Source organism: Micromonospora sp. NPDC000668, assembly GCF_042897975.1.
In the GTDB taxonomy this organism is placed as follows: domain Bacteria; phylum Actinomycetota; class Actinomycetes; order Mycobacteriales; family Micromonosporaceae; genus Micromonospora.
Map to the genome: position 1 here is coordinate 996,293 of NZ_JBIAYP010000001.1, position 19,028 is coordinate 1,015,320.

General features: G+C 68.6%; 18 protein-coding genes, 19 tRNA genes, 1 other RNA gene and 1 pseudogene. 7 read left to right on the plus strand and 32 right to left on the minus strand.

Annotated features, from left to right (window positions below; translation table 11 throughout):
• Nucleotides 1-22 precede the first annotated feature (22 nt).
• The 30 genes from ACFY29_RS04595 to ACFY29_RS04740 all read right to left on the minus strand — a co-directional run bounded on the left by ACFY29_RS04595 (nt 23) and on the right by ACFY29_RS04740 (nt 10,037).
• Nucleotides 23-96: transfer RNA gene (locus ACFY29_RS04595), tRNA-Pro, on the minus strand.
• Nucleotides 97-100: 4 nt separating this feature from the next.
• Nucleotides 101-173, minus strand: a tRNA-Arg gene (locus ACFY29_RS04600).
• Nucleotides 174-186: 13 nt separating this feature from the next.
• Nucleotides 187-548: RNase P RNA component class A (rnpB, locus tag ACFY29_RS04605), an RNA gene on the minus strand.
• A gap of 9 nt (nt 549-557) precedes the next feature.
• Nucleotides 558-630, minus strand: a tRNA-Ile gene (locus tag ACFY29_RS04610).
• Between the two features lies 1 nt (nt 631).
• A tRNA-Ser gene (locus ACFY29_RS04615) sits at nt 632-721 on the minus strand.
• A gap of 5 nt (nt 722-726) precedes the next feature.
• Nucleotides 727-801: transfer RNA gene (locus tag ACFY29_RS04620), tRNA-Asp, on the minus strand.
• Nucleotide 802: 1 nt separating this feature from the next.
• Nucleotides 803-878: transfer RNA gene (locus ACFY29_RS04625), tRNA-Ala, on the minus strand.
• Between the two features lie 5 nt (nt 879-883).
• A tRNA-Leu gene (locus ACFY29_RS04630) sits at nt 884-967 on the minus strand.
• Between the two features lie 10 nt (nt 968-977).
• Nucleotides 978-1,049: transfer RNA gene (locus tag ACFY29_RS04635), tRNA-Met, on the minus strand.
• A gap of 5 nt (nt 1,050-1,054) precedes the next feature.
• Nucleotides 1,055-1,127: transfer RNA gene (locus tag ACFY29_RS04640), tRNA-Thr, on the minus strand.
• A 6-nt stretch (nt 1,128-1,133) separates the two neighbouring features.
• Nucleotides 1,134-1,210: transfer RNA gene (locus tag ACFY29_RS04645), tRNA-Thr, on the minus strand.
• A 1-nt stretch (nt 1,211) separates the two neighbouring features.
• Nucleotides 1,212-1,288: transfer RNA gene (locus ACFY29_RS04650), tRNA-Leu, on the minus strand.
• An 87-nt stretch (nt 1,289-1,375) separates the two neighbouring features.
• Nucleotides 1,376-1,448, minus strand: a tRNA-Gln gene (locus ACFY29_RS04655).
• Nucleotides 1,449-1,533: 85 nt separating this feature from the next.
• Nucleotides 1,534-1,977: an HNH endonuclease gene (locus ACFY29_RS04660; protein ID WP_386983397.1), complete on the minus strand. Its 444-nt coding sequence runs from the start codon at nt 1,975-1,977 to the stop codon at nt 1,534-1,536.
• 63 nt (nt 1,978-2,040) lie between these two features.
• Nucleotides 2,041-2,112 (minus strand) — tRNA-Gly (locus ACFY29_RS04665).
• A 78-nt stretch (nt 2,113-2,190) separates the two neighbouring features.
• Nucleotides 2,191-2,258: transfer RNA gene (locus ACFY29_RS04670), tRNA-Glu, on the minus strand.
• Between the two features lie 12 nt (nt 2,259-2,270).
• Nucleotides 2,271-2,343 (minus strand) — tRNA-Gly (locus tag ACFY29_RS04675).
• A 16-nt stretch (nt 2,344-2,359) separates the two neighbouring features.
• Nucleotides 2,360-2,432, minus strand: a tRNA-Glu gene (locus ACFY29_RS04680).
• 131 nt (nt 2,433-2,563) lie between these two features.
• Nucleotides 2,564-2,636: transfer RNA gene (locus ACFY29_RS04685), tRNA-Ala, on the minus strand.
• A gap of 1 nt (nt 2,637) precedes the next feature.
• Nucleotides 2,638-2,712: transfer RNA gene (locus ACFY29_RS04690), tRNA-Pro, on the minus strand.
• Between the two features lie 109 nt (nt 2,713-2,821).
• Nucleotides 2,822-2,894: transfer RNA gene (locus ACFY29_RS04695), tRNA-Trp, on the minus strand.
• Nucleotides 2,895-2,967: 73 nt separating this feature from the next.
• Nucleotides 2,968-3,099, minus strand: coding sequence for a hypothetical protein (locus ACFY29_RS04700; RefSeq protein WP_328418350.1), 132 nt, complete (start codon nt 3,097-3,099; stop codon nt 2,968-2,970).
• A 430-nt stretch (nt 3,100-3,529) separates the two neighbouring features.
• Entirely contained in the window at nt 3,530-4,702 is a 1,173-nt protein-coding gene (locus ACFY29_RS04705; protein WP_386983399.1) for a MalY/PatB family protein, read from the minus strand.
• A gap of 178 nt (nt 4,703-4,880) precedes the next feature.
• Entirely contained in the window at nt 4,881-5,678 is a 798-nt protein-coding gene (locus ACFY29_RS04710; RefSeq protein WP_386983401.1) for an ABC transporter permease, read from the minus strand.
• The gene (locus ACFY29_RS04715) at nt 5,675-6,613 is read right to left on the minus strand and encodes an ABC transporter ATP-binding protein (protein ID WP_386983403.1); all 939 of its coding nucleotides are present in this window, start codon (nt 6,611-6,613) and stop codon (nt 5,675-5,677) included. Before ACFY29_RS04715 ends, ACFY29_RS04710 begins: the two co-directional genes overlap by 4 nt.
• Nucleotides 6,610-6,978 carry a hypothetical protein gene (locus tag ACFY29_RS04720; RefSeq protein WP_386983405.1) on the minus strand — a complete coding sequence of 123 codons (369 nt, stop codon included), beginning with the start codon at nt 6,976-6,978 and terminating at the stop codon, nt 6,610-6,612. The genes ACFY29_RS04715 and ACFY29_RS04720 overlap by 4 nt, the downstream gene beginning before the upstream one ends.
• The gene (locus tag ACFY29_RS04725) at nt 6,978-7,583 is read right to left on the minus strand and encodes a helix-turn-helix domain-containing protein (protein WP_386984634.1); all 606 of its coding nucleotides are present in this window, start codon (nt 7,581-7,583) and stop codon (nt 6,978-6,980) included. Before ACFY29_RS04725 ends, ACFY29_RS04720 begins: the two co-directional genes overlap by 1 nt.
• Nucleotides 7,584-7,816: 233 nt before the next feature.
• Nucleotides 7,817-8,467 (minus strand): hypothetical protein, encoded by a 651-nt coding sequence (locus ACFY29_RS04730; RefSeq protein ID WP_386983407.1) that lies wholly within the window; start codon nt 8,465-8,467, stop codon nt 7,817-7,819.
• Between the two features lie 162 nt (nt 8,468-8,629).
• Entirely contained in the window at nt 8,630-9,268 is a 639-nt protein-coding gene (locus ACFY29_RS04735) for a hypothetical protein (protein ID WP_386983409.1), read from the minus strand.
• 205 nt (nt 9,269-9,473) lie between these two features.
• Nucleotides 9,474-10,037, minus strand: coding sequence for a helix-turn-helix transcriptional regulator (locus ACFY29_RS04740; protein WP_386983411.1), 564 nt, complete (start codon nt 10,035-10,037; stop codon nt 9,474-9,476).
• Nucleotides 10,038-10,401: 364 nt separating this feature from the next.
• On the opposite strand from ACFY29_RS04740, the gene ACFY29_RS04745 reads away from it, so the two are divergent.
• The 4 genes and pseudogenes from ACFY29_RS04745 to ACFY29_RS04760 all read left to right on the plus strand — a co-directional run bounded on the left by ACFY29_RS04745 (nt 10,402) and on the right by ACFY29_RS04760 (nt 11,909).
• Nucleotides 10,402-10,764, plus strand: coding sequence for a VOC family protein (locus tag ACFY29_RS04745; RefSeq protein WP_386983412.1), 363 nt, complete (start codon nt 10,402-10,404; stop codon nt 10,762-10,764).
• A gap of 47 nt (nt 10,765-10,811) precedes the next feature.
• Nucleotides 10,812-11,225, plus strand: a complete 414-nt coding sequence (locus ACFY29_RS04750; RefSeq protein WP_386983413.1) for an SRPBCC family protein — start codon at nt 10,812-10,814, stop codon at nt 11,223-11,225.
• A gap of 142 nt (nt 11,226-11,367) precedes the next feature.
• Nucleotides 11,368-11,575 (plus strand): annotated as a pseudogene (locus ACFY29_RS04755) (helix-turn-helix domain-containing protein); the annotation flags it as partial.
• A 55-nt stretch (nt 11,576-11,630) separates the two neighbouring features.
• Complete coding sequence (locus ACFY29_RS04760) at nt 11,631-11,909, plus strand: hypothetical protein (RefSeq protein WP_386983415.1); 279 nt, start codon at nt 11,631-11,633, stop codon at nt 11,907-11,909.
• A gap of 573 nt (nt 11,910-12,482) precedes the next feature.
• Here the strand turns inward: ACFY29_RS04760 and ACFY29_RS04765 are convergent.
• Complete coding sequence (locus ACFY29_RS04765; protein ID WP_386983417.1) at nt 12,483-14,369, minus strand: glycoside hydrolase family 15 protein; 1,887 nt, start codon at nt 14,367-14,369, stop codon at nt 12,483-12,485.
• A gap of 275 nt (nt 14,370-14,644) precedes the next feature.
• Here ACFY29_RS04765 and ACFY29_RS04770 point away from each other — a divergent pair, with 275 nt between their 5' ends.
• The 3 genes from ACFY29_RS04770 to ACFY29_RS04780 all read left to right on the plus strand — a co-directional run bounded on the left by ACFY29_RS04770 (nt 14,645) and on the right by ACFY29_RS04780 (nt 18,295).
• Nucleotides 14,645-15,832 carry an AI-2E family transporter gene (locus tag ACFY29_RS04770; RefSeq protein WP_386983419.1) on the plus strand — a complete coding sequence of 396 codons (1,188 nt, stop codon included), beginning with the start codon at nt 14,645-14,647 and terminating at the stop codon, nt 15,830-15,832.
• Between the two features lie 29 nt (nt 15,833-15,861).
• Nucleotides 15,862-17,043 (plus strand): low temperature requirement protein A, encoded by a 1,182-nt coding sequence (locus ACFY29_RS04775; RefSeq protein ID WP_386983421.1) that lies wholly within the window; start codon nt 15,862-15,864, stop codon nt 17,041-17,043.
• 88 nt (nt 17,044-17,131) lie between these two features.
• On the plus strand, nt 17,132-18,295 hold the full coding sequence (locus tag ACFY29_RS04780; RefSeq protein ID WP_386983423.1) for an aromatic acid exporter family protein: 1,164 nt from the start codon (nt 17,132-17,134) through the stop codon (nt 18,293-18,295).
• Nucleotides 18,296-18,333: 38 nt separating this feature from the next.
• Here ACFY29_RS04780 and ACFY29_RS04785 read toward each other — a convergent pair whose 3' ends face one another.
• A complete protein-coding gene (locus tag ACFY29_RS04785; RefSeq protein WP_386983424.1) occupies nt 18,334-18,981 on the minus strand; it encodes a TetR/AcrR family transcriptional regulator in 648 nt (215 codons plus the stop codon).
• Nucleotides 18,982-19,028 lie beyond the last annotated feature (47 nt).

The window sequence follows — 19,028 nt, forward strand, 5'->3', positions numbered from 1 at the left end:
AACTGCGCTACTGCCGGTTGAGTCGGGATGGCCGGATTCGAACCGACGACTTCCGGTCCCCCAGACCGGAGCGCTACCCGACTGCGCCATATCCCGTAAGAGCCCTCGACTGGATTCGAACCAGCGACACCGAGATCCGTAATCTCGTGCTCTATCCACTGAGCTACGGGGGCATGTACTGCAAGCGAGGGAAGCCGGCCGGTACGCCGCGTTCTGTCCCAACCCCGAAGGGTGGGGGCGACCATCCATCTCGGCCTCCCGTCGCCGGCAGGCTCTAGCGGCCAACCCGCACGCATCAGGCGGGCCGCCCGCGTGCTGTTCGGCCTTGCTCCGGGTGGGGTTTACCGTGCCGCCACCGTCACCGGCAGCGCGGTGGGCTCTTACCCCACCGTTTCACCCTTACCGGCGGATGGTGCTGCCGGCGGTCTGTTCTCTGTGGCACTGTCCCGTGGGTTTCCCCAGGTTCCCGTTAGGAACCACCCTGCCCTGCGGAGCCCGGACGTTCCTCGCCGAGCTGGTGGGCTGGACGCGGTCGCCTGGCTGGCATTCTCGCTGCGTGCCGACGGCTGGAATCGAACCAGCGGCCCCCGACTTATCAGGTCGGTGCTCTAACCCCTGAGCTACGACGGCTTGGCGAAGGGTGAGAGATTCGAACTCCCGGCGGTGTGACCCGCTCCGCGCTAGCAACGCGGCGCCATCGACCAGACTCGGCCAACCCTTCATGCGCGCCCCGTACCGGACTTGAACCGGCGATCTCCGGATTGACAATCCGGCGTCCACTCCTGGCTGGACCAACAGGGCTTGGTGGAGACGGGCGGAATCGAACCGCCGACCTTCTGAGTGCGAAACAGATGCCCTACCAACTGGGCCACGTCCCCATGCGTGCGCTCGGGGGGAGTCGAACCCCCACGCCTTCCGGCACACGGGCCTAAACCGTGCGTGTCTACCTGAGTTCCACCACGAGCGCGTGATGTGCGTGCCGACGCCCGGTGTCGAACCGGGTGCCCCTCCGTTATGAGCGGAGTGCTCTGCCGTTGAGCTACGTCGGCGTGAGAGCCGCCGGTCGGAGTTGAACCGCCTGCCTACGTCTTACGAGGACGTCCCTCTACCAGGTGAGCTACGGCGGCAAGGTGTGGAGCCGGCGGCCGGACTCGAACCGGCGCGCGTCGCCTTACAAGGGCGGTGCTCTTGCCATCTGAGCTACGCCGGCCTGGTGCCCTCGGCGCGATTCGAACGCGCACTGTCCTGGCCCTCGACCAGGTGCCTCCTGCCGTTGGGCTACGAGGGCTTGGCGCGGGGAGCCGGGCGTTACTCCGGCGGCCTCCCGACGGGCCGTAACCCGCCGGATGTCCTGCTTCCGGGCCATCCCCTTGCGCTCCGAGAGGAGGATTCGAACCTCCGACCTTCCGAACCAGAATCGGACGTGCTGCCAGCTGCACCATCTCGGAAAGAGGGCCGGCGGCCGGTAGCTGGTCGCGAGAACCAGCCCTTCGCCCCGTCGATCAGCACGGGGACCGGCTCGCCGGCCGGGGATCAGCGCTGCGCCAGCGACGACCAGGCGGGTGTGACCGGCTGCCACCGCAGCGGCATCCCGGCCTCAGCCGGGGTCCGGTCACCCTTCGCCTGGTTGCAGGCGTAGCAGGCGCTGATCGTGTTGCGCCAGGTGTTCGCCCCGCCCCGGGAGCGGGGCAGGATGTGGTCGACCGTCGCGGCCGGGCCGGAGCAGTAGCCGCACCGACGGTTGTCGCGGGCCAGCACGCCCGACTTCGACCAGGCCGGACCGCGGGTGTACCGCCACCGGGTGACGACGTACCGGACGAGCCGGACCACGCGGGGCATGGGGAACACGCCCAGGTGCCGGTCGGGCTCCGCTTCGTGGATTTCGGCGACCCGGCGACACAGCATCCGGATCGCGTGGGCGACCGTGACACGGTGGAGGGGTCCAAGGTCGGCGTTGATGACGAGTACGGCGTCCACCGGGCCCCTCCTTTCGGGTGTCGTGGGTGGTTGGATGAATTGACAGATGATCTGTCAATCGAGAGCGGCTGGCCCGGTTCGAACGGGCGACGTCGACGTTGGCAGCGTCGCGCTCTACCACTGAGCTACAACCGCATGGAGCCGGCGGCCGGAATCGAACCGCCGACCTGCGCCCTACCATGGCGCTGCTCTACCAACTGAGCTACGACGGTGTGGTGCCCCGGACGGGATTCGAACGCGCCCGGGATCGAAAGTCCCGTCGCCCCTGCCAGCAGAGCAACCCGGAACGGTTGAGCGGTCGGCGGGCACCGACCCCGCTTCTTCGGTTTGGAAGACCGACGTGTCCGCCGAGTTCACCACGACCGCATGGCATTTTCCTGCGTAGGCCGTACGGGATTCGAACCCGCAACCTTCTGGCTGAGAACCAGGTGAGCTGCCAATTGCTCCAACGGCCCATGGAGCCGACGGGGGCCGGGGTGTGCGCCCGGGCTTCCCCCGCCAACGTGCCCTCCCCCCCGACTTGAACGGAGTCCTCGGGGACTTCACTCCCGTGCGCTACCAGTTACGCGAAGAGGGCATCGGTACGTGGAGAAGAGGGGACTCGAACCCCTGGCCTCCGCCCTGCCGAGGCGGCGCTCTCCCATCTGAGCTACCTCCCCATGGTCCGGGACCGGGGTGTCGAACCCCGTGTCTCCTGCTCCCAAAGCAGGCGGGTTGCCGTCTCCCTCGTCCCGGAGGGTCCTGCCCCCGGCCGGCCCGTGTGGGCGCCGGCCGGGGTCTTGCTATGCCATCCACTGTGGAGTTGAGAATTTGCAACGTCGCCGGCCGCGGCCGGGACGAAAAGCAGGGGCGACAGGACTTGAACCTGCAACCTTCGGTTTTGGAGACCGATGCTCTACCAGTTGAGCTGCGCCCCTATGAACTTGTTCGAGTAACGAAAAAGCCGCCCTATCCCTGTCGGGGTGGGCGGCTTCGCAGCTTGCGCTGACGCTATTCGCGCCGCCACCCCGGCTTCCAGTTCTGCTCGCTCGCGCACAGATCGTGGGCTCGCCCGATCGAGGGCAGCACGACACCGCCGCGCGGCATGAACCGCGTGGTTTCGGTGGAGGCGTACTGCAACACGGGGAGCTCCTTGGGTTGGTCCGGTTGACCTTGCTCATTAAAGGTAGGCGCGGGGTCCGACATTGGCAATGGATATTTCGAGGCACATTCATGTCCGTCGCCAGTGGCCGCCGTCAGTCGAGGTAGGCGTCCTGCGCCTGCGACAGCCTTCAGTCAGGATCGCGGGCGCTGCTCACGACGGCGGCGATGGCTTCGGCCACTAGGCGGCGGAGTCGGGCGCGCGGAGCACGGCTACCTGCTCAGCTGCAGCCGCACGACCTGGCCATGTCTCGGGTTTCTCTGCCGCTGCGGAGCAGGCAAAGTTCGGCTCAGGAGGAGCTGATCGGCAGTCTCGACGAGGCACCGGAGTTCGCGAGCCCGCGCTGCGCTGATCCACCCTGGGCATGGGTTCTTCCGGGCAATGGCGGTCGGCAGCGGCCGAAGTGGCTTCTCAGGCGACTGCGGTGGCCATCCGCCGTACCGCCTCGGTGATCAGCTCCGGTGCGGTGGCCAGATTCAGCCGGACGTGGCCGGCGCCGCCGGTGCCGAAGGCCGAACCGGAGTTGAGCGCCACCCGGCCACGGTCGAGGAACACGGCGGCGGGGTCGTCGCCGAGGCCCAGGGCGCGGCAGTCGAGCCAGGCGAGATAGGTGGCCTGACCGGGGTGGTAACGGATGGCCGGCAGGTGCTCGGCGAGCAGCGTGGCGAGGAGCCGACGGTTGTCGTCCAGGCCGGTCAACAAGGCGTCGAGCCACTCGCCGCCGTCGCGGAAGGCGGCGGTGTGGGCGATCACGCCGAGGTGGCTGGTGCTGACGCTGGCCTCGAACGGAACGCGCGCGAGATCTGCGGCCGCGGCCGAGCCGGCGATGAGGAGCGCGCCGCGCAGGCCGGCCAGGTTCCACCCCTTGGTGGCGGACATCAGCGACAGGCCGTTCTCCGCGCCGGGCACCGAGAGGTACGGCACAAAGCGCACTCCCCCGGCCACCACCGGAGCGTGGATCTCGTCGGCGACCACCCGCACCCCGTGCTGCTCGGCCAGACTGGCGACGGCGGCCAACTCGTCGGCGGTGTGCAGGACGCCGGTCGGGTTGTGCGGGCTGCACAGCAGGTACGCCGCTGGCCGCCCGCCGGCCCGAGCCTGCCGGAACGCGTCCTCCAGTGTGCCGAGGTCGATCCGCAGGTCCTCGCTGAGCGGCGCCTCCACGATCCGGCGGTCGGCGTGCGTCACGAACTCGTAGAACGGCGGGTAGACCGGGCAGTTGACGATCACCGCGTCGCCTGGCTCGGTGACCAGCCGCAGCGCCTCGACGACACCGTGCATCACGTCGGGTATCAGCGCGGTGCGCTCCACGGCCAGCCCGTCCCATCCCCACCTCCGCCGGGCGAACTCCGCCAGTGCCTGCGGGTACGCCGTGCCGGCGGTGTAGCCGGTGTCGCCGCGCGCGACGGCGTCGGTGATCGCCTGCGCGACCGGCTCGGCCAGCGGCACGTCCATCTCCGCCACCCAGAGCGGCAGCACGTCGTCCGGGTACTCCCGCCACTTGAGGCTCGTCCGTTGCCGGAGCTGGTCGATCGTGAGCTGGCGAAGGGGATTCACTGCGGCACCACGAAGCACAGCGCTCATCGATGAACCCTAGTCCACTCCCTGCCACCTCGCGATCACGGCCGAGGGACGGTCGGCATGCGAGTCAGGTGCGCAGCCGCGTACAAGTGATCATGCGCAGCGGTGAGGATTTGGCCGTGCCGTTCGGGATGACGCTCGATGCCGGGGCTGTGCGGTGGCGCGGTCGCGGCCGTGTTGGTCAGGTGATGTCTCGGCGCATGGGGATGAGGACGGCGATGGCGCAGGCACCTATGGCGTACGCGGTGAGGAGGAGTGCGCCGGCTGCTGGCGGTAGGAGTTGGACGGTGGTGTTGCCGAGTTGTGCAGACATGGCGTCGGCGAGGTAGGTGAAGTCGGTGAGGGCGGCGGTGGCGCCGCCGGGCAGGATCGGATAGAGCGTGTTGACGCCGGGAATCAGCATGAGCAGTGTTTCGCCCATGTAGAGGTAGCCGATCACGACGCACAGGGCTGCGACCTGGTTGCGGATGAGGGCGCCTATGCCGACGCCGATGATCAGATACACCACCATGGCGGCGGCGATGCGGGCGAGCAACGCGAGCAGGGTGTGGGCGGGCAGGCCGAGTGGGACTTGGCGGGCGGCGGCGACGGTGAACACGGCTGCGGCGGCGGTGCCGGCGAGGATGAGGCCGTAGGCGAGCCCGGCGACCGTGTAGGTGGCGAGTTTGGCGGCGAGTACCTGCCAGCGGCGCGGTGCGACCAGGAATGTGACGGCGGCGGTGCGGTGCCGGTATTCGGAGGTGACCGCGAGGGTTCCGGCGGCGGCCGGGACGAATGCGGTGTAGCCGAGGATGCCGAGGATGGAGCGGACGCCGGTTTCGGTGTCCAGTCCGGGCATGGGTGGGTCGAAGTTTTCCGGGCCGATCAGCGCCATGCCGCCGAGCATGCCGCCACCGATCAGGGCGGCGACGACTAGGAGTCCGCCCCACATGCGGGTGGCTAGTAGCCTGCGGAACTCGGCTTTGATCAAGAGAGTCATGGGGTGGCCGCCTTGTCGGTGGTCGGCGTGTCGGTGGTCAGGTGGAGGAAGAGTTGTTCGAGGCTGGTGTTCTCGGTGACCAGTTCGTGTACGCGCAGGCGGTGCGCGGCGGCGAGGTCGGCGACGCCCGGCGCGTTCAACCCGTGTATCCGCAGCCTGCCGGGCCCGACCGTTTCGACCCGTGGCGTGGTGCCGCTGTTGGCACGGCTGGCCTTCAGGGTCGCGGCGAGGGCCTCGGCGTCGGGTGAGGTGACCAGCACGGCCGGCGGGCCGGCGAGTTGGGACCACGGTCCGGCCGCGACGAGTTCGCCGCGTCGGATCACCACCACGCTGTCGACGAGCTGCTGGATCTCGCTGAGCGCGTGGCTGGAGACCAGGACGGTGCGCCCTTCCTCGGCCAGCCGGCGCAGCAGGGCCCGTAGCCAGGACATGCCTTCCGGGTCGAGGCCGTTGCTGGGTTCGTCGAGCAGCAAGACGCGGGGGTCGCCGAGCAGCGCGGTGGCGAGGTTGAGCCGTTGCCGCATGCCGGTGGAGAACCCGCGGGTACGCCGGTCGGCGGCCTCGGTCAGGCCGAGCAGGTCCAGCAGCTCGGTGACGCGGTTGTCTGGGTGGCCGCCCATGGCGGCGTAAACGCGTAGGTGGTCGCGGGCGGTGTGGCCGGGGTGGAACGCGTTGGCGTCGAACACCGCCCCCACGGTGTTCGAGGGCCGGGCCAGCCGGCGGTAGGGCTGCCCGTCGATGGTGGCGGTACCACTGGTAGGCGTCACGAGGCCGGTGAGCATCCGCATCGTGGTGGTCTTGCCGGCGCCGTTCGGGCCGAGGAACCCGGTGACTACACCCGGTGCGACGGTGAAACTGAGGTCGCGGACCGCGGTGACCTCGCCGTACCGCTTCGTCAGGTGCGCCACCTCGATCGTCAGGCGGGCGCCGCTCATCCGCGGGCCGCCAACGCACGCCCGATCGCGTCCGCCAGGTGCGGCGCGGCCGGGCTGGAGAGCACGACCTCGTCGAACGCACCGCCGGCCGTCCGGTCCAGGATCAGGTGCAACCCGGGCTCGCCGCGGCGGGCCGCGACGAGCTGCCGGGGGCCGCCGAACAGGCCCCAAATGCCGATCTTGACGACACCGGACACCGCGAGCCCGCGCCGGCCGCCGCGCGCCAGGCGCAGCGGATCGTCGACCGAGGCGGCTTGCCGCACCACGGCGACGGGCAGCACGAGCCGTTCCTGCCCGATCCACAGTCGCTCCCAGCTGGTGAATCCGATGTCGATCACATCGCCGGCAACCATGACCGAAGCCATCAGTCGTCCCCCTTCGTCGTCCCCGAGTTGTCCACGGTCTCGGCTGTTGGCGTTTTGTCGCTCGTGGCGGCCGGCTGGTCGGCTGGCATCAGGATCGTCGCCAGCAACCGCGGTATTCGGCCGCCACCGGGCTCGTTGGCCAGCAGCGGGCCGACCAGCGCGTTGAGGTCGGCGGCGAACTGGCCCAGCTCGGCGTCGGTCAGCTGCAGCACGAGCTGGTGGTAGCCGACGCCGTCGGCGGCGAAATCGATCCGCTCCCGGGCCAGGTAGCGGGAGAACTCCGACAGCAGGCTCGACACGAACGCTGTGAAGTAGCGAGCGTGGTCCTCGGCCGTGGCTGTGGCCAGTGCCGCCGGGTCCAGCGTGGCACCGTGCGCCGGTAGCGCGTAGACCCGTTCGACGGCGCCGCGTATCTTGCGTTCCTCGACCACGTCCAGCAGCCCGGCCTTGACCAGCGTCGCCAGGTGCCGGTACAGCGTCGCCTGTGCAATGTCCGGCAACAGTTCAACGAGGTCACGCGTGGTCAGCTGGGCAGCTGCGACCGCGCGCAGGATCCGGATCCGGACCGGGTGCAGCGCCAGCTCGGCCCACCGCTCACTTGGCATCTCCACGTCGCAACGTTATCACTATCGAGAGTGATAACGGTAGGACCTCGCAACCGCCGACCTTCGTGGGCCTTCCGGGAGTGCGAGGCCGCGTCTCCGACCCCTTTGGACACCGCGCTTCGCCGCACGTACGGGCACGCGTCCGGCACAAGCGGGAGCACGTAATCTCCTCAGCCCGGCCAGAGAGCGGATGCTGTCACCGCTCGGCAACACGGAACAAAAGCTCAGGAGGGCTAGCCGAGGTGGCGGTCCCACGATCCCCCAACGCGAGCCCGACTCGCGCTGTGGCCGGGGGCAAGGTCGAGGACCTCGATCAGCGTCGGATCTTCCTCGATCGAGTGGTAAAGGTGCCCGATCTTGCCGCTACTGCCAGCATCGGTGGTGCCGATGAGCTGCCAGATCCCGTCGTCAGCGTCGTTCGCTACGAAAAGGACAGGCTCGCGACGCTCAAAGACTTCCAAGGTCTGGATGCAGTGGGTGCCCAGCAGCCAGTGCCGCATCCACCGCGCCCGACGGTCGCGCTCCATTACCTGGTCGGCAACCCACCAGACAAAAGGTAGATCTTCGTGCGCACGAGCCTGGTCCGCCGTCAGACTTGGGCCACCCTGTGGTACCTGCTCGAACGGCTCGTCGGTCAGGGAGAAGGCGTGGCCGTCCTCGTGCTGGAAAATCACGGCGTGAAACGTGCCCCCGCCCGGATTACCGACACCAATCCCGATCGTTAGCGCAGCGACGCGTGGCTCCGCGCCGATCGTCCAACCAAATGCGTACGAGGCGAGTTCACCCTGGGGACCGACGAACTCGCCGAAGGCGCGGCGGTCCATGCCCGCGACCTCGGCGCTCGGCAGCTCGACGAACGCACCCTCCACAACCTCAACATCCACTGGGCCAACCTAACCGAACGCGAGAAGGGCCGGCTTATGCCGTACCACTTCGCAGATCACCGCAGGCCACCTGAGCCGGCGGCGGGTCGGAGGGCTCCCGGACGGGGCGACGCCCCGGCCTCCGTGGGAGGCCGGGGCAGTCGAGGTAGGGGCCTTGTAGCGTCAGCCGACGGTGGTTGCCCGGGTCGGCTCGGGGGCGGCGAACGCCTCGCTGCGTGGGGTCCGGAAGGCGTGCACCAGGCCGGCGAACGAAAGCAGCAGGAGCAGCGCGGCGCCGAGGTACATGACCGTGGCGGCCTGTCCGGCCTTCACCCCCATTTCGCTGAAGCCGTACGAGGTGAGCAGTAGACCGCGCAGCGTCTCACCCTTGAACACGGTCTCGCGCTGGCCGCTGACCTCGGCGAGCTGCTTCTGCAGGTCGGCCAGGGCCGGGTCGTTGGTCTGCTGAGCCGTGGCGACCTGCTCGCGTAGCTGGCTCTGCGGCTCGCCCAGGTCGGCGTATGTCTTACCGCCAGCCATGTTCTTCAGGTGCAACCCGATGTACTCGTTGGCGTAGCACTCGGCCTGCTTGCCGGTGGTGAGCTTTTTCCCCGCGTTCTCGACCAGGCACTCGGCCTTCTTCTCTTCCTCGTCGAGCTGGGCGGCCGGCGTGAACGTGATGTTCTGCGCGCCTAGCTGGTCGCGTACATAGTTGCTGGCGAAGGTGGCGTTCGACGTCAGGACGATGCCGACGACGAGCAGCAGGACTGCGAGGCCCAGCCCACCGATGCTGAACAGAAGGTCGAGGGTCCTGCGCTTCATGGGAGTCTCCGAGGGATGTTGACGGCTGATTCGGTAACCATCACGTTGTCAGCTTCCCCGCCCCACCCGGCAGGGCCGTCCCCCCTTAACCGGCGGGACCTTCGGCCCCCCGGCGGCCCGGGTCCACCGGCGCAGGGGCGGTGTCGACAAGGGACTCGGCCTCCCGGAAGGTGATGGCAGAAGGGCCCTCAGGTGGCAGATGGCGTCAGGTTGGCTCGGCCAGGAGGCGACGCAGCGCGGTCGGCGTGTGGCCCAGGTGTTCGCGGACGGTGCGGCACAGGTGTGCCTGGTCGGCGAAGCCGAGGTCCGCGGCGAGCGTGGCGAGGCTGGACTCCCCGCCCTCCAGCCGGTCCAGCGCTCGGCCGAGGCGGACCCGATTTCGGTAGCGGGTCAGCGACACCCCCAGCTCCCGAGTGAACGCCCGACTCAACCGGTACGGCGAGACCCCCAGCAACTCGGCGAGCGGGAACAGTCCGTTCGCGGCCGGGTCGCCCTCGCCGATCACGGCGCGCGCCGCCGCCACGAGCGCATGATCGGCCTTGGCGGGACTCGCACCCATGGGCGTCGGGCCGGTGACGACCTGCTCGACGACGCGGCTGAGCAGGTCCGTCAGTCGCTCCGTGAGCGCGTAGTCAAGGTCCCCGGCGCCGGCGGCGGTGAGGACCCGACGGTGGGTGAGGTCAAGCCGAGGGTCGACATAAACGACCGGCCTGGTTACCCGCGCCTCATCACCTGCCAGGGCACGCCACAGCGCCGGTGTCAGCCTCACCGACGTACACACGTCTCCCCCCGCGGGATGGGCGAAATGCTCCTCGTCCCCTGGCAGGCCAACGTATGCGAGGGTCTGATCAACCTCCGCGGGGACACCGGCGGTCCTCCTGCGGAATCGGCCACGACGAACCAGCACCACCCGATAGTCGTCCTGCGACTCGACCTCCGACCACCCCTTGTGGTCGTCACGACAGGTCACCGCGGTCACCGTGAAGTCGGGCCGGGCAGCGAGAACACGGAACGAGCGCACGCCTCAAAGCTATGCCCGAGGTCCGACAACCAACGCAAGGATCTTCAAGACGGCACGCGCCGTGGCGGGCAGGCTGCTCCATGAGTCCATACGAGTTCAAGGAGTAGTCGACATGCCCGCATTGGCTGAGTTCACCACGGTCATCCTTGACTGTGCCGACCCAGGCCCGCTCGCCGATTTCTACCGGGCGGTGACCGGCTGGGAGGTCACCTACCGCGACGAGGACTGCGTCCAGCTGGGCAACGGCGGCCAGATCCAGCTCGGTCTCCAGCGAGTCGCCGGCTACCGGCCCTCGGGCTGGCCCGACGTGGCCAAGCACGCCCACCTCGACTTCAAGGTCATCGACGTGGGGCACGCGGTCAAGGAGCTGCTCGCGATCGGTGCGACCATGCCCGAGTTCCAGCCCGGCGGGGACGAGTGGGTGGTGCTCGCCGATCCACAAGGGCATCTCTTCTGCCTCGTCGGCAGCGACTGACCTTCCCTGGCTGCCGCTACAGCTCTAGCAGAATCGGAGACCGAGTAATGGCTTCCATCCGCAAGGAAATCATCATCGAGTCCAGCGCCGACAAGGTTTGGAACGTGATCCGCGATTTCAGTGCCGGACCGTCGCGCATGGCGCCCGGCTTTGTCGTCGACACCCGCATGGAGGCAGCCAGTCGGGTCGTCACCTTCGCTGATGGCACGGTGGCCCGCGAGCGTCTCGTCTCGATCGATGACGTGGCTCGTCGGACCGTCTACTCCGTCGTCGGTGACACGATCCGCCCGACCCACGACAACGCCTCCATGCAGGTCTTCGACCAGGGCGAAGCCCGCAGCCGGCTTGTCTGGATCCACGACGTCCTGCCCGACGACCTCGCCACATCACTCGACGCCGCCATGGAGCAAGGCATGACCGTCATCAAGCAGACGCTGGAGTCTCAAGCCGCGCACGCCTAACGGACGACCGCGTGCTGCAGGGTGTGCCGGCCTAGGGGTTCTGCCCATAGACGTTGGTGACAGGACTTAGATCTTGAAATGGGTGAGGGCCTCCGGGTGAGGTGGAGCTTGTCGAAGGTTCCGCACCACCCAGGAGGTCCTCGTGACCCACGCTAATGCACCCTTGACCGAACGCGGGAGACTGCGTCTGGCCCGCTGTGTCGTCGACGACGGCTGGCCCCTGCGGCCGGGCCGCAGAACGGTTCCAGGTCAGGCCGACAACAGCGAAACGCTGGGCCGATCGCTACCGCGTCGCATCACCCACCCCGCAGCGTCTACGTCCGCGAAGACCACATCCTCGAACAGCTCGACCCATGGCTCGCCCGAGCCATCTCACCTAGCCGACTCAGCGCAACTGTCCACTCCATGGCCGAAGCGCAACACGACGACGCCGAGCAACAGACGATCAAGGCAGCACGGGAAACCGCCACCTGCGCAACCCGGCTAGACCGCTACCGCGCCGCTCTCGACAGCGGCGCCGACCCCACCGTCGTCAGCTCATGGATCGCTGACGTCCAAGCAGAACAGGTCACCGCCGAGGCCAAGCTGCGCCGCCTCACCGGACGTCGGACCATGAGCCCTGACGAGATCCGCCACATCCCGGCGCGAGCCGCTCGCCCTTTCCGGCGCTCCAGGCCCTCATGATCGCCTCCGGGCGGCCCCAGACCCAGGGCCGGCTCGGACTCTACATTCGGAGCCCAGTGCGCATCGAGAAGCTCGAGCACGAGAGGTGATGGTATTGCCCGGTTTGCCAGTTCGGTCGCGCTCCAGTCGCTGGTTGACCGCCTTGTGTTCGTGGCAGTCGCTAGCGCCATGCGGGTGCCCAGTCCTGGAGGCCGCCTCTCGCGGCTGATGTGAATTTTCCGACCAAAGTGGATCGGGATCAGGTGCGCCGTCACGTGACGTTCCCTCAGCCTCGCGTGCACACGCCGCAAGGTACTCCGGCCATGGTCCGAGGTCCGGGAACTCACCGAGCAGTCCCGGTGAGTGCTCGCCAGGCATCGGCAGTCAGATGCCCATCCAGTTCTGCCTGGCAGCCCACCTCTTGATCTTGTTCAACTCGGTGGCTTCTACGATGTACGACTGGCTCCTCATCCACTGCTGCTCGACCGCAGCCCGCGATCGACGAGGCCCTTCACCCAAGGTTTTCGACGCTGTGTTCACCGCCGAGGGCATCGAGGTGATCCGGACTCCGCCGCAGGTACCTCGGACGAGTCTTCACGGGAGCGGTGATTCTCGCTCGACCAGGGTTTCGAGCGGAGTGCGAGACGGTGCCGGTGCAGCGTCCATGAGTTGATCGAGGGTCGTCGCGGCCTTGATCAGTGCGAGGTGGCTGAAGGCTTGGGGAAAGTTGCCGACTTGGTCGCCGGTCGGTCCGATCTCCTCCGCGAAGAGACCGAGGTGGGTGCTGTAGGTCAGCATCTTCTCGAAGGTGATCAGCGCGTCGCTCAGACGTCCCGAGCGGGCCAGGGCTTCGACGTACCAGAAGGTGCACATGCTGAAGGTGCCTTCGTTGCCGGGCAGACCGTCGGGCGATGCGGTGGGGTTGTACCGGTAGACGAGGCTGTCCGAGACGAGTTCGTCGTCCATCGCCCGCAGTGTGGACTGCCACATCGGATCGTCGGGCGCGATGAACCCCACGCCCGGCATGACGAGCAGCGCCGCGTCCAGGACGTCGCTGTCGTAGTGCTGCACAAACGCCCGGCGTGCGGGGTGGTAACCCCGGTTCATGATCTGGTGGTAGATCCGGCCGCGCTCGGTGCTCCAGCGGGTGATTTCGCCGGGTACCCCGTACCGCTGAGCGAGGCGGATGGCCCGGTCGATAGCCAACCAAGACATGAGGCGGCCGAAGGTGAAGTCCTGGCGGCCGCCCCGGGTCTCCCAGATCCCTTCATCGGGTCTATCCCAGTGCTCGCAGAGCCAGTCGATGAGCTTCACCGTGTTGAGCCACGCCTGATAGGAGCTGCGCAGTCCATACGCGTCGGCGAAGTGGATGGCGCTCATCGCCTCGCCGTAAATATCAAGCTGGAGCTGGTCGGCAGCGGCGTTGCCGATCCGCACCGGGCGGGAGCGTCGATAGCCCTCCAGGTGATCCAGGAGTTCCTCGTCGAGGGCGGTCGAGCCGTCGACGCGGTACAGGTGGTGCAGAGGCGTCGCCCCGCCGGCCGCCTCGCAGATGCGATCGTTGAGCCAATGCAGGTATCGGCGCGCTTCCTCGGTGAAGCCGAGACCGAGCAGGGCGTAAACCGAAGCTGACGCGTCGCGGATCCAGGCGTAGCGGTAGTCCCAGTTCCGCGTCCCGCCGATCTGCTCCGGCAGGCCTGCGGTCGGAGCGGCGATCAGGGCGCCAGTCGGCGCGTACGTGAGGAGTTTCAGCGTCAGGGCGGAGCGCTCCACCGCTTCCCGCCACCGTCCGCGATAGCTTGAGCCGCTGAGCCAGGCCCGCCAATAGTCCCGGGTCTGCTCGTACATTGACCGTATTTCCTCAGGCCCGATGAGCCGGGGTGGTTCGCTCGAGCCGGTTTCGACGAGGACCCCGCCGGTGGCACCCTGGCGCAGGGTGGCGAAGGCGCGCACCCCGTCGCCGTCGCGTTCGATCTCGATTTCGTCCGGGGGCTGGTCGGCGTGGCGGGCCCGATGCACCGTCATGCTGAGCGTCGGGCTGCGGAAGACGGCGCCGTCGGCGTACATCTGGAGCTCGTGCGGGTCGCGCCCGTAGTTGAAGCGCGGCTGGCAATCCATCCGGAACTGCATAGTGCCCCGAACCACGCTGACCAGCCGGACGAGGCGATGGCGATCGGTCGGCGTATCGCCGGCGACCGGCATGAAGTCGATGACCTCACCCACGCCGTCGGACGTCAGGAAACGAGTGATCAGGATCGGTGTCCCCGGCAGGTACAACTGCTCCTTTCTGACGTCGTCGACGCCATGGGGCGCGATACGGAAGTACCCGCCCTTTTTGTGGTCGAGCAGTCCGGCGAACACGCTGGGCGAGTCGAACCGCGGCGCGCAGAACCAGTCGAGGGTGCCGTCGTCCGCGATCAGTGCCGCTGTCTGCAGGTCCCCGATCAGGCCATGTGACTCGACGATCGGATGCGACTCCACTCAGCGGCCCCCTGCCAGGACTCCTGCAACTGCTCTCACCGTAAGTGCTGGCGGGAGCTCAGAGGCGCACATTGGTCAGGACCAGCGCCAGCGGACGCGTCGTCGCCGTGTCCTCAACTTCCCGCCGACCTGACCGCACGACCGAAACGATCAAAGTCGGACGGCGGGCAGCGCTCGACGCCCTCGCGTCGAGCCCGTTCACCTGACGGCACGCCCAGAGATCGAAACTGCTCCGATGGTGTTTCGTTTGTTTCGCGGCGGGTAGCCGCGCCCCGATGAGCAACACCGACGAACGGTCCACGGCCCGCCAAGCCCTGATCGTCATCGGTCTGGTCCTCGCCACCGTGGTCGGGCTGGCGTTGGTGTGGGAAACCCGGCGGGTGTTGATCTGGGTGGTGGTGGCCGCGTTCTTCGCGGTGGCCCTGAATCCCCTCGTGGATCGCGTGCAACGACGATTCGTCCGGCGTCGGGCGGCGGCCACGCTGTTGGTGTTCCTGGCCGCCTTCGTGGCTCTCGGCGCGCTCGGCGTGCTGATCGTGGTGCCCCTGCTGGACGAGCTGGCCCGGTTCGCCGACCGGGCGCCGGACCTGTTGCGCGAGGCGCGGGCCGGGCGCGGGCCGGTCGGTGAACTGCTGGAGCGGTTCCACCTGCGGCGGCACGCCGAGGCCCCGGCCGACCAGATTCAGCGCTTTGGCGGCCAATTCGGCCGGTCGACGGTCGGCCTGGTCCGTGGGACGGTTCAGGGCGTCGCCGGAGTGTTGACCGTGGTGGTGCTGGCGTACCTGATGGTGGTGCAGGGGCCGCGGATCAGCGCCGGGACGCTGACCCTGGCCGGTGGCGCCCGAGCGGAGCGGCTGCGCCGCATCGGCCGGGAGTCGGCGCGCACCATCACCGGCTACCTGAGCGGCAACCTGCTGATCAGCCTGATCTGCGGCCTGCTGACCTTCGTGGTGCTCGCGCTCACCGGGGTGCCGTTCGCCGCCGCGATCGCGCTGCTGGTCGCCATCGCCGACCTGATCCCGCTGGTGGGGGCGACTCTCGGCGCCATCGTCGCGGGCGGCGCCGGCTTCCTGCACTCCCCCACCGCCGGGGTGGTCGTGCTGGTCTTCTTCGTGGTCTACCAGCAGGTCGAGAACCACCTGCTGCAACCGGTCATCATGTCCCACGCGGTTCAGCTCAACCCGCTGACAGTGCTGGTCAGCGTGCTGATCGCCGCCGAGCTGGGCGGCCTCGTCGGAGCCGTGCTGGCCATCCCGGCGGCCGGCATCGCGCGAATCCTGCTGCGTGAGTTCGTGCCGGCCGTCCGGCAGGCCGGCTCCGTGCCAGCCGAGGCCGACCCCGGAGACCGCACGGGGGGGCCTGCACCGCCTAAGCGGCCTCGGTCAGGCGGGGGACGGCGCGACGGCCCGCGGCCGGCACCCGGTGACCGGGACCAGCCACCGGCCGGTGAACGACCAGGCTGACCGATCAGGACGGACAGAACGGGCGACCGATGACGACGGGCAAGTTCGGGGCAGTGCTGCGAAGACCCGGCAAGGCGCGGCCCGCCTTCCTGGAACTGTTCTTCGACCTGGTGTTCGTTCTCGCGTTCTTTCAGCTCTCCAAGGAACTGCTGGCGCATCTGACCTGGACTGGCGCGTTCCAGACATTGGTGGTGCTGCTTCCCGTGTTGGCGGTCTGGGTCTCCTCGGCGAGGTTTCTGGACGCGTTCGACCCCGAGCATCCGCTGGTACAGGTGCTGACCATGCCCATCATGTTCGGCACCCTCGTGATGGCGGCTGCGACGCCGGAGGCGTTCGGCCACAAGGGCCTGGTGTTCGCGGGTGCGTACCTCGCCGTCCGCGCTGGTGGCCTCGCTGTCGCCATCTTCTCGTTGCGTGGCCACGAGGCACAGCCCAGCGCGGTGCGGCTGTTGTTCTGGGTCGGCATGGCTGCGGTGCTCTGGATCGCTGGAGCGCTCCTACCCGGCTCGGCGCGTGGAGCCCTGTGGATCACGGCGGCGGCCGTGGAGTACGCGGGGATCGCACTCGGCTTCCCCACGCCGCGGCTGGGCCGCAGTGGCGAGCGTCGAATCGAGGTCGTGGTTTCCGAGGAGCACACGGCTGAGCGGTACCAGCAGTTCTTCATCATCGCGCTCGGCGAGCCCATCGTGGTGGCCGGACTGACGTTCGGAAGCGGCGAGTTCGGGGCGGACCGCACCGCCGCGACCCTACTGGCGTTCGCCACCACGGCACTGCTGTGGCGCATCTACATCCACCGCGCCGGAGCACTGCTGGCGGACGCCATCGTGGCGACCAACAACCCACGCCGCGTTGCGATCCTGACGATCTACTCCCACGTACTCATGATCGCTGGCATCGTCGCCATCGCCGTCGGCGACGAACTCATCATCACGCACCCGTTCGGACACTCGGACCCGGCCTGGATCGCCGTCATCCTCGGCGGACCCGCCCTGTTCCTCGCCGGACGAGCCACCTTCGATTTCGCGGTGTTCGGCCGCGCGTCCCGGCCCCGTGCGATCGGCGCACTCGCCCTCCTCGCCCTCATCCCAGCGATGAAGCCGGCACCGCCGCTCGCGGTAGCCACCACCGCCGCCCTCATCCTCGCCACCGTCGCCGTAGCCGGCACGCTCCGTACCCGAAGGATCCGACCCGAGCCGTCACGACCTGGTTAGCCGCTTCCGGACGAGCAGACGCCTCAGTCGCCTCGGCCGGGGGCCACGGGCCGCAGGTTTGTGAGGGACGGGCGGGGTAACCCTCGCCATGGCTGCTGACCGGGGAAGCCTTTCCCGCCCCAACGCCGCTGCCGGGCACGCCAAGGACATGACGGCGAAGGCCCGGCGTCGCGGTGGTGAGGCCGGCCGGCTGAGGCTGCGGCTGTTCACGATCATCCTGTTCGTCGCAGCTCAATGTGGGCTTGCCGCGACCTTGTCCTGGGGGCTGGCGCACGACGTCCTGGGTCGCCCCGCACCGATCTTCGCGCCCAGCGCGGCCGTCGGCACGATCGTCGCCGCTCTCGGGCAGCGCGCCTTACGTACCGCCGAGCTGATGCTCGGCGTGGGGCTGGGCCTGCTTGTCAGTGACCTTCTCATGCGTTCTCTCGGGTTCGGGCCCTGGCAGATCGGCCTGGTGGTGATGCTGTCCATCGCCGTCGCCCTGTTGATGACCGGGCACAGCGGTGCGCTGGTCGCTCAGTCGGGCAGTACCGCTGTACTGATCGCCACGGTCTCCCATTCGGAGCAGGGCCTCGAATGGGCGCGGATCGTCGACGCGGGGGTGGGCGGTGCCGTCGGCCTGGCGGTGGTGGCGTTGCTGCTACCGATCAACCCGATGCGCATTCTCGACCGCGCCACCGCACCGGTCGTCGCGACCCTCCACACGCAGCTTCGAGAGGTTGCACACGCACTCGCCCGGCGTGACCCGGACCGCGCGATACGGGCGCTGGATCAGCTGAGCCGAATGGAACCCGATCTCGCCCGGATGCACGAGGCTCTGGGTGGCGCCGAGGAGGTGACGACCATTGCGCCGGTGCGCTGGCGACGCCGGGCCGATGTCGAGCACTACCGGCGCGGCATCCAGCACATCGATCGGGTGGTCCTCGGGTCCCGGGCGCTGGCCCGCTGGGCCGCGACCACGCTGCAGTACGACGAGCCGGTGCCGGAGGAACTCCCCGGCGCCGTGGACAGGTTCGCCGAGGCAATCCAGTTGCTGAGGCGGGAGGGGCGGGCAGGTGGGCCGTTCGACCAGACCCGCAACGCGGTGTTGGACGGGGCGTGCCTGGCCGGCCAGGCGGACCACAAGGGCCTCAAGCCCTTCTCGGATGGCATCGTGATCCAGCTGCGCACCATGGCGAGTGACCTGCTCCGCGCGACCGGGTACGAGCCAGAGACGGCCAACCGGATGGTGCGCGAGGCGGCCACTGCCTAGGATCGGCCGGCGGCGCGCTCGGGCGGATGGACGCGGTCTTATGTGCGGACACCGTCGAGCGCGGGTAAGGGCCGCAGGCAGATCTCGTGCGCGTCGTCGGGCGGTAGACCGAGCGTGCGCAGCAGGTCCTCGGTGACCTGGTCGGTTGCTGCGGCGTCGTCGCGCTCGGGGTGGTCGTGCAGCAGTTGCCCGAGAACCAGCGCGGCGCCGGCAACAATCACCGTCGCCAACTCGGGGTCGCGTACGCTGAACCGCCCGGCACGGGCGCCGTCTTCGATGTCGCGCAGGGCTCGCGGCGCGAGCCCCTTGTCGGAACCAGCCAGGGCCAGGCCGTTGCTGAGCAGCACCTTGCTCAGCTCGGGACTCCGGCGATGGAGGCGTCCGGTCAGCCGGAAGCTCTGCGCGAAGACATGGGCCGGGTCGTCCAGGCCCACGGTCCGCTCGTCGAGCAGGGCTCCGTAGCGCTCGAGGGCGTCCTCCACCGCGGCCTGGTAGAGCTGCTCGCGGCTGTCGAAGTGGTTGTAGAACGACCCCATACCCACGTCGGCGGCCTGGGTGAGCTCGAGGATCGGGACGTTCTGCTTGCCAGCCGCGATGAAGGTCTGGGCCGCGCGAACGAGCGCCGATCGGGTGTGCGCCTTCCGCCGTTCCAGGCGGTTCGGGGCGTGCCTGGTTTGTTGCGCCATGCCTGCTTGTTCACCCTTTCGCGGAGTCGGTCTGCGCCTAGCGTAAC

What these genes read in the sequence shown, in the direction of transcription:
- ACFY29_RS04705 (WP_386983399.1), bottom strand. Translation starts at nt 4,702, where the DNA reads ATGAGCGCTGTGCTTCGTGGTGCCGCAGTGAATCCCCTTCGCCAGCTC.
- ACFY29_RS04785 (WP_386983424.1), bottom strand. Translation starts at nt 18,981, where the DNA reads ATGGCGCAACAAACCAGGCACGCCCCGAACCGCCTGGAACGGCGGAAG.
- ACFY29_RS04780 (WP_386983423.1), top strand. Translation starts at nt 17,132, where the DNA reads ATGGCTGCTGACCGGGGAAGCCTTTCCCGCCCCAACGCCGCTGCCGGG.
- ACFY29_RS04750 (WP_386983413.1), top strand. Translation starts at nt 10,812, where the DNA reads ATGGCTTCCATCCGCAAGGAAATCATCATCGAGTCCAGCGCCGACAAG.
- ACFY29_RS04775 (WP_386983421.1), top strand. Translation starts at nt 15,862, where the DNA reads ATGACGACGGGCAAGTTCGGGGCAGTGCTGCGAAGACCCGGCAAGGCG.
- ACFY29_RS04735 (WP_386983409.1), bottom strand. Translation starts at nt 9,268, where the DNA reads ATGAAGCGCAGGACCCTCGACCTTCTGTTCAGCATCGGTGGGCTGGGC.
- ACFY29_RS04760 (WP_386983415.1), top strand. Translation starts at nt 11,631, where the DNA reads ATGGCCGAAGCGCAACACGACGACGCCGAGCAACAGACGATCAAGGCA.
- ACFY29_RS04770 (WP_386983419.1), top strand. Translation starts at nt 14,645, where the DNA reads ATGAGCAACACCGACGAACGGTCCACGGCCCGCCAAGCCCTGATCGTC.
- ACFY29_RS04710 (WP_386983401.1), bottom strand. Translation starts at nt 5,678, where the DNA reads ATGACTCTCTTGATCAAAGCCGAGTTCCGCAGGCTACTAGCCACCCGC.
- ACFY29_RS04715 (WP_386983403.1), bottom strand. Translation starts at nt 6,613, where the DNA reads ATGAGCGGCGCCCGCCTGACGATCGAGGTGGCGCACCTGACGAAGCGG.
- ACFY29_RS04720 (WP_386983405.1), bottom strand. Translation starts at nt 6,978, where the DNA reads ATGGCTTCGGTCATGGTTGCCGGCGATGTGATCGACATCGGATTCACC.
- ACFY29_RS04745 (WP_386983412.1), top strand. Translation starts at nt 10,402, where the DNA reads ATGCCCGCATTGGCTGAGTTCACCACGGTCATCCTTGACTGTGCCGAC.
- ACFY29_RS04725 (WP_386984634.1), bottom strand. Translation starts at nt 7,583, where the DNA reads ATGCCAAGTGAGCGGTGGGCCGAGCTGGCGCTGCACCCGGTCCGGATC.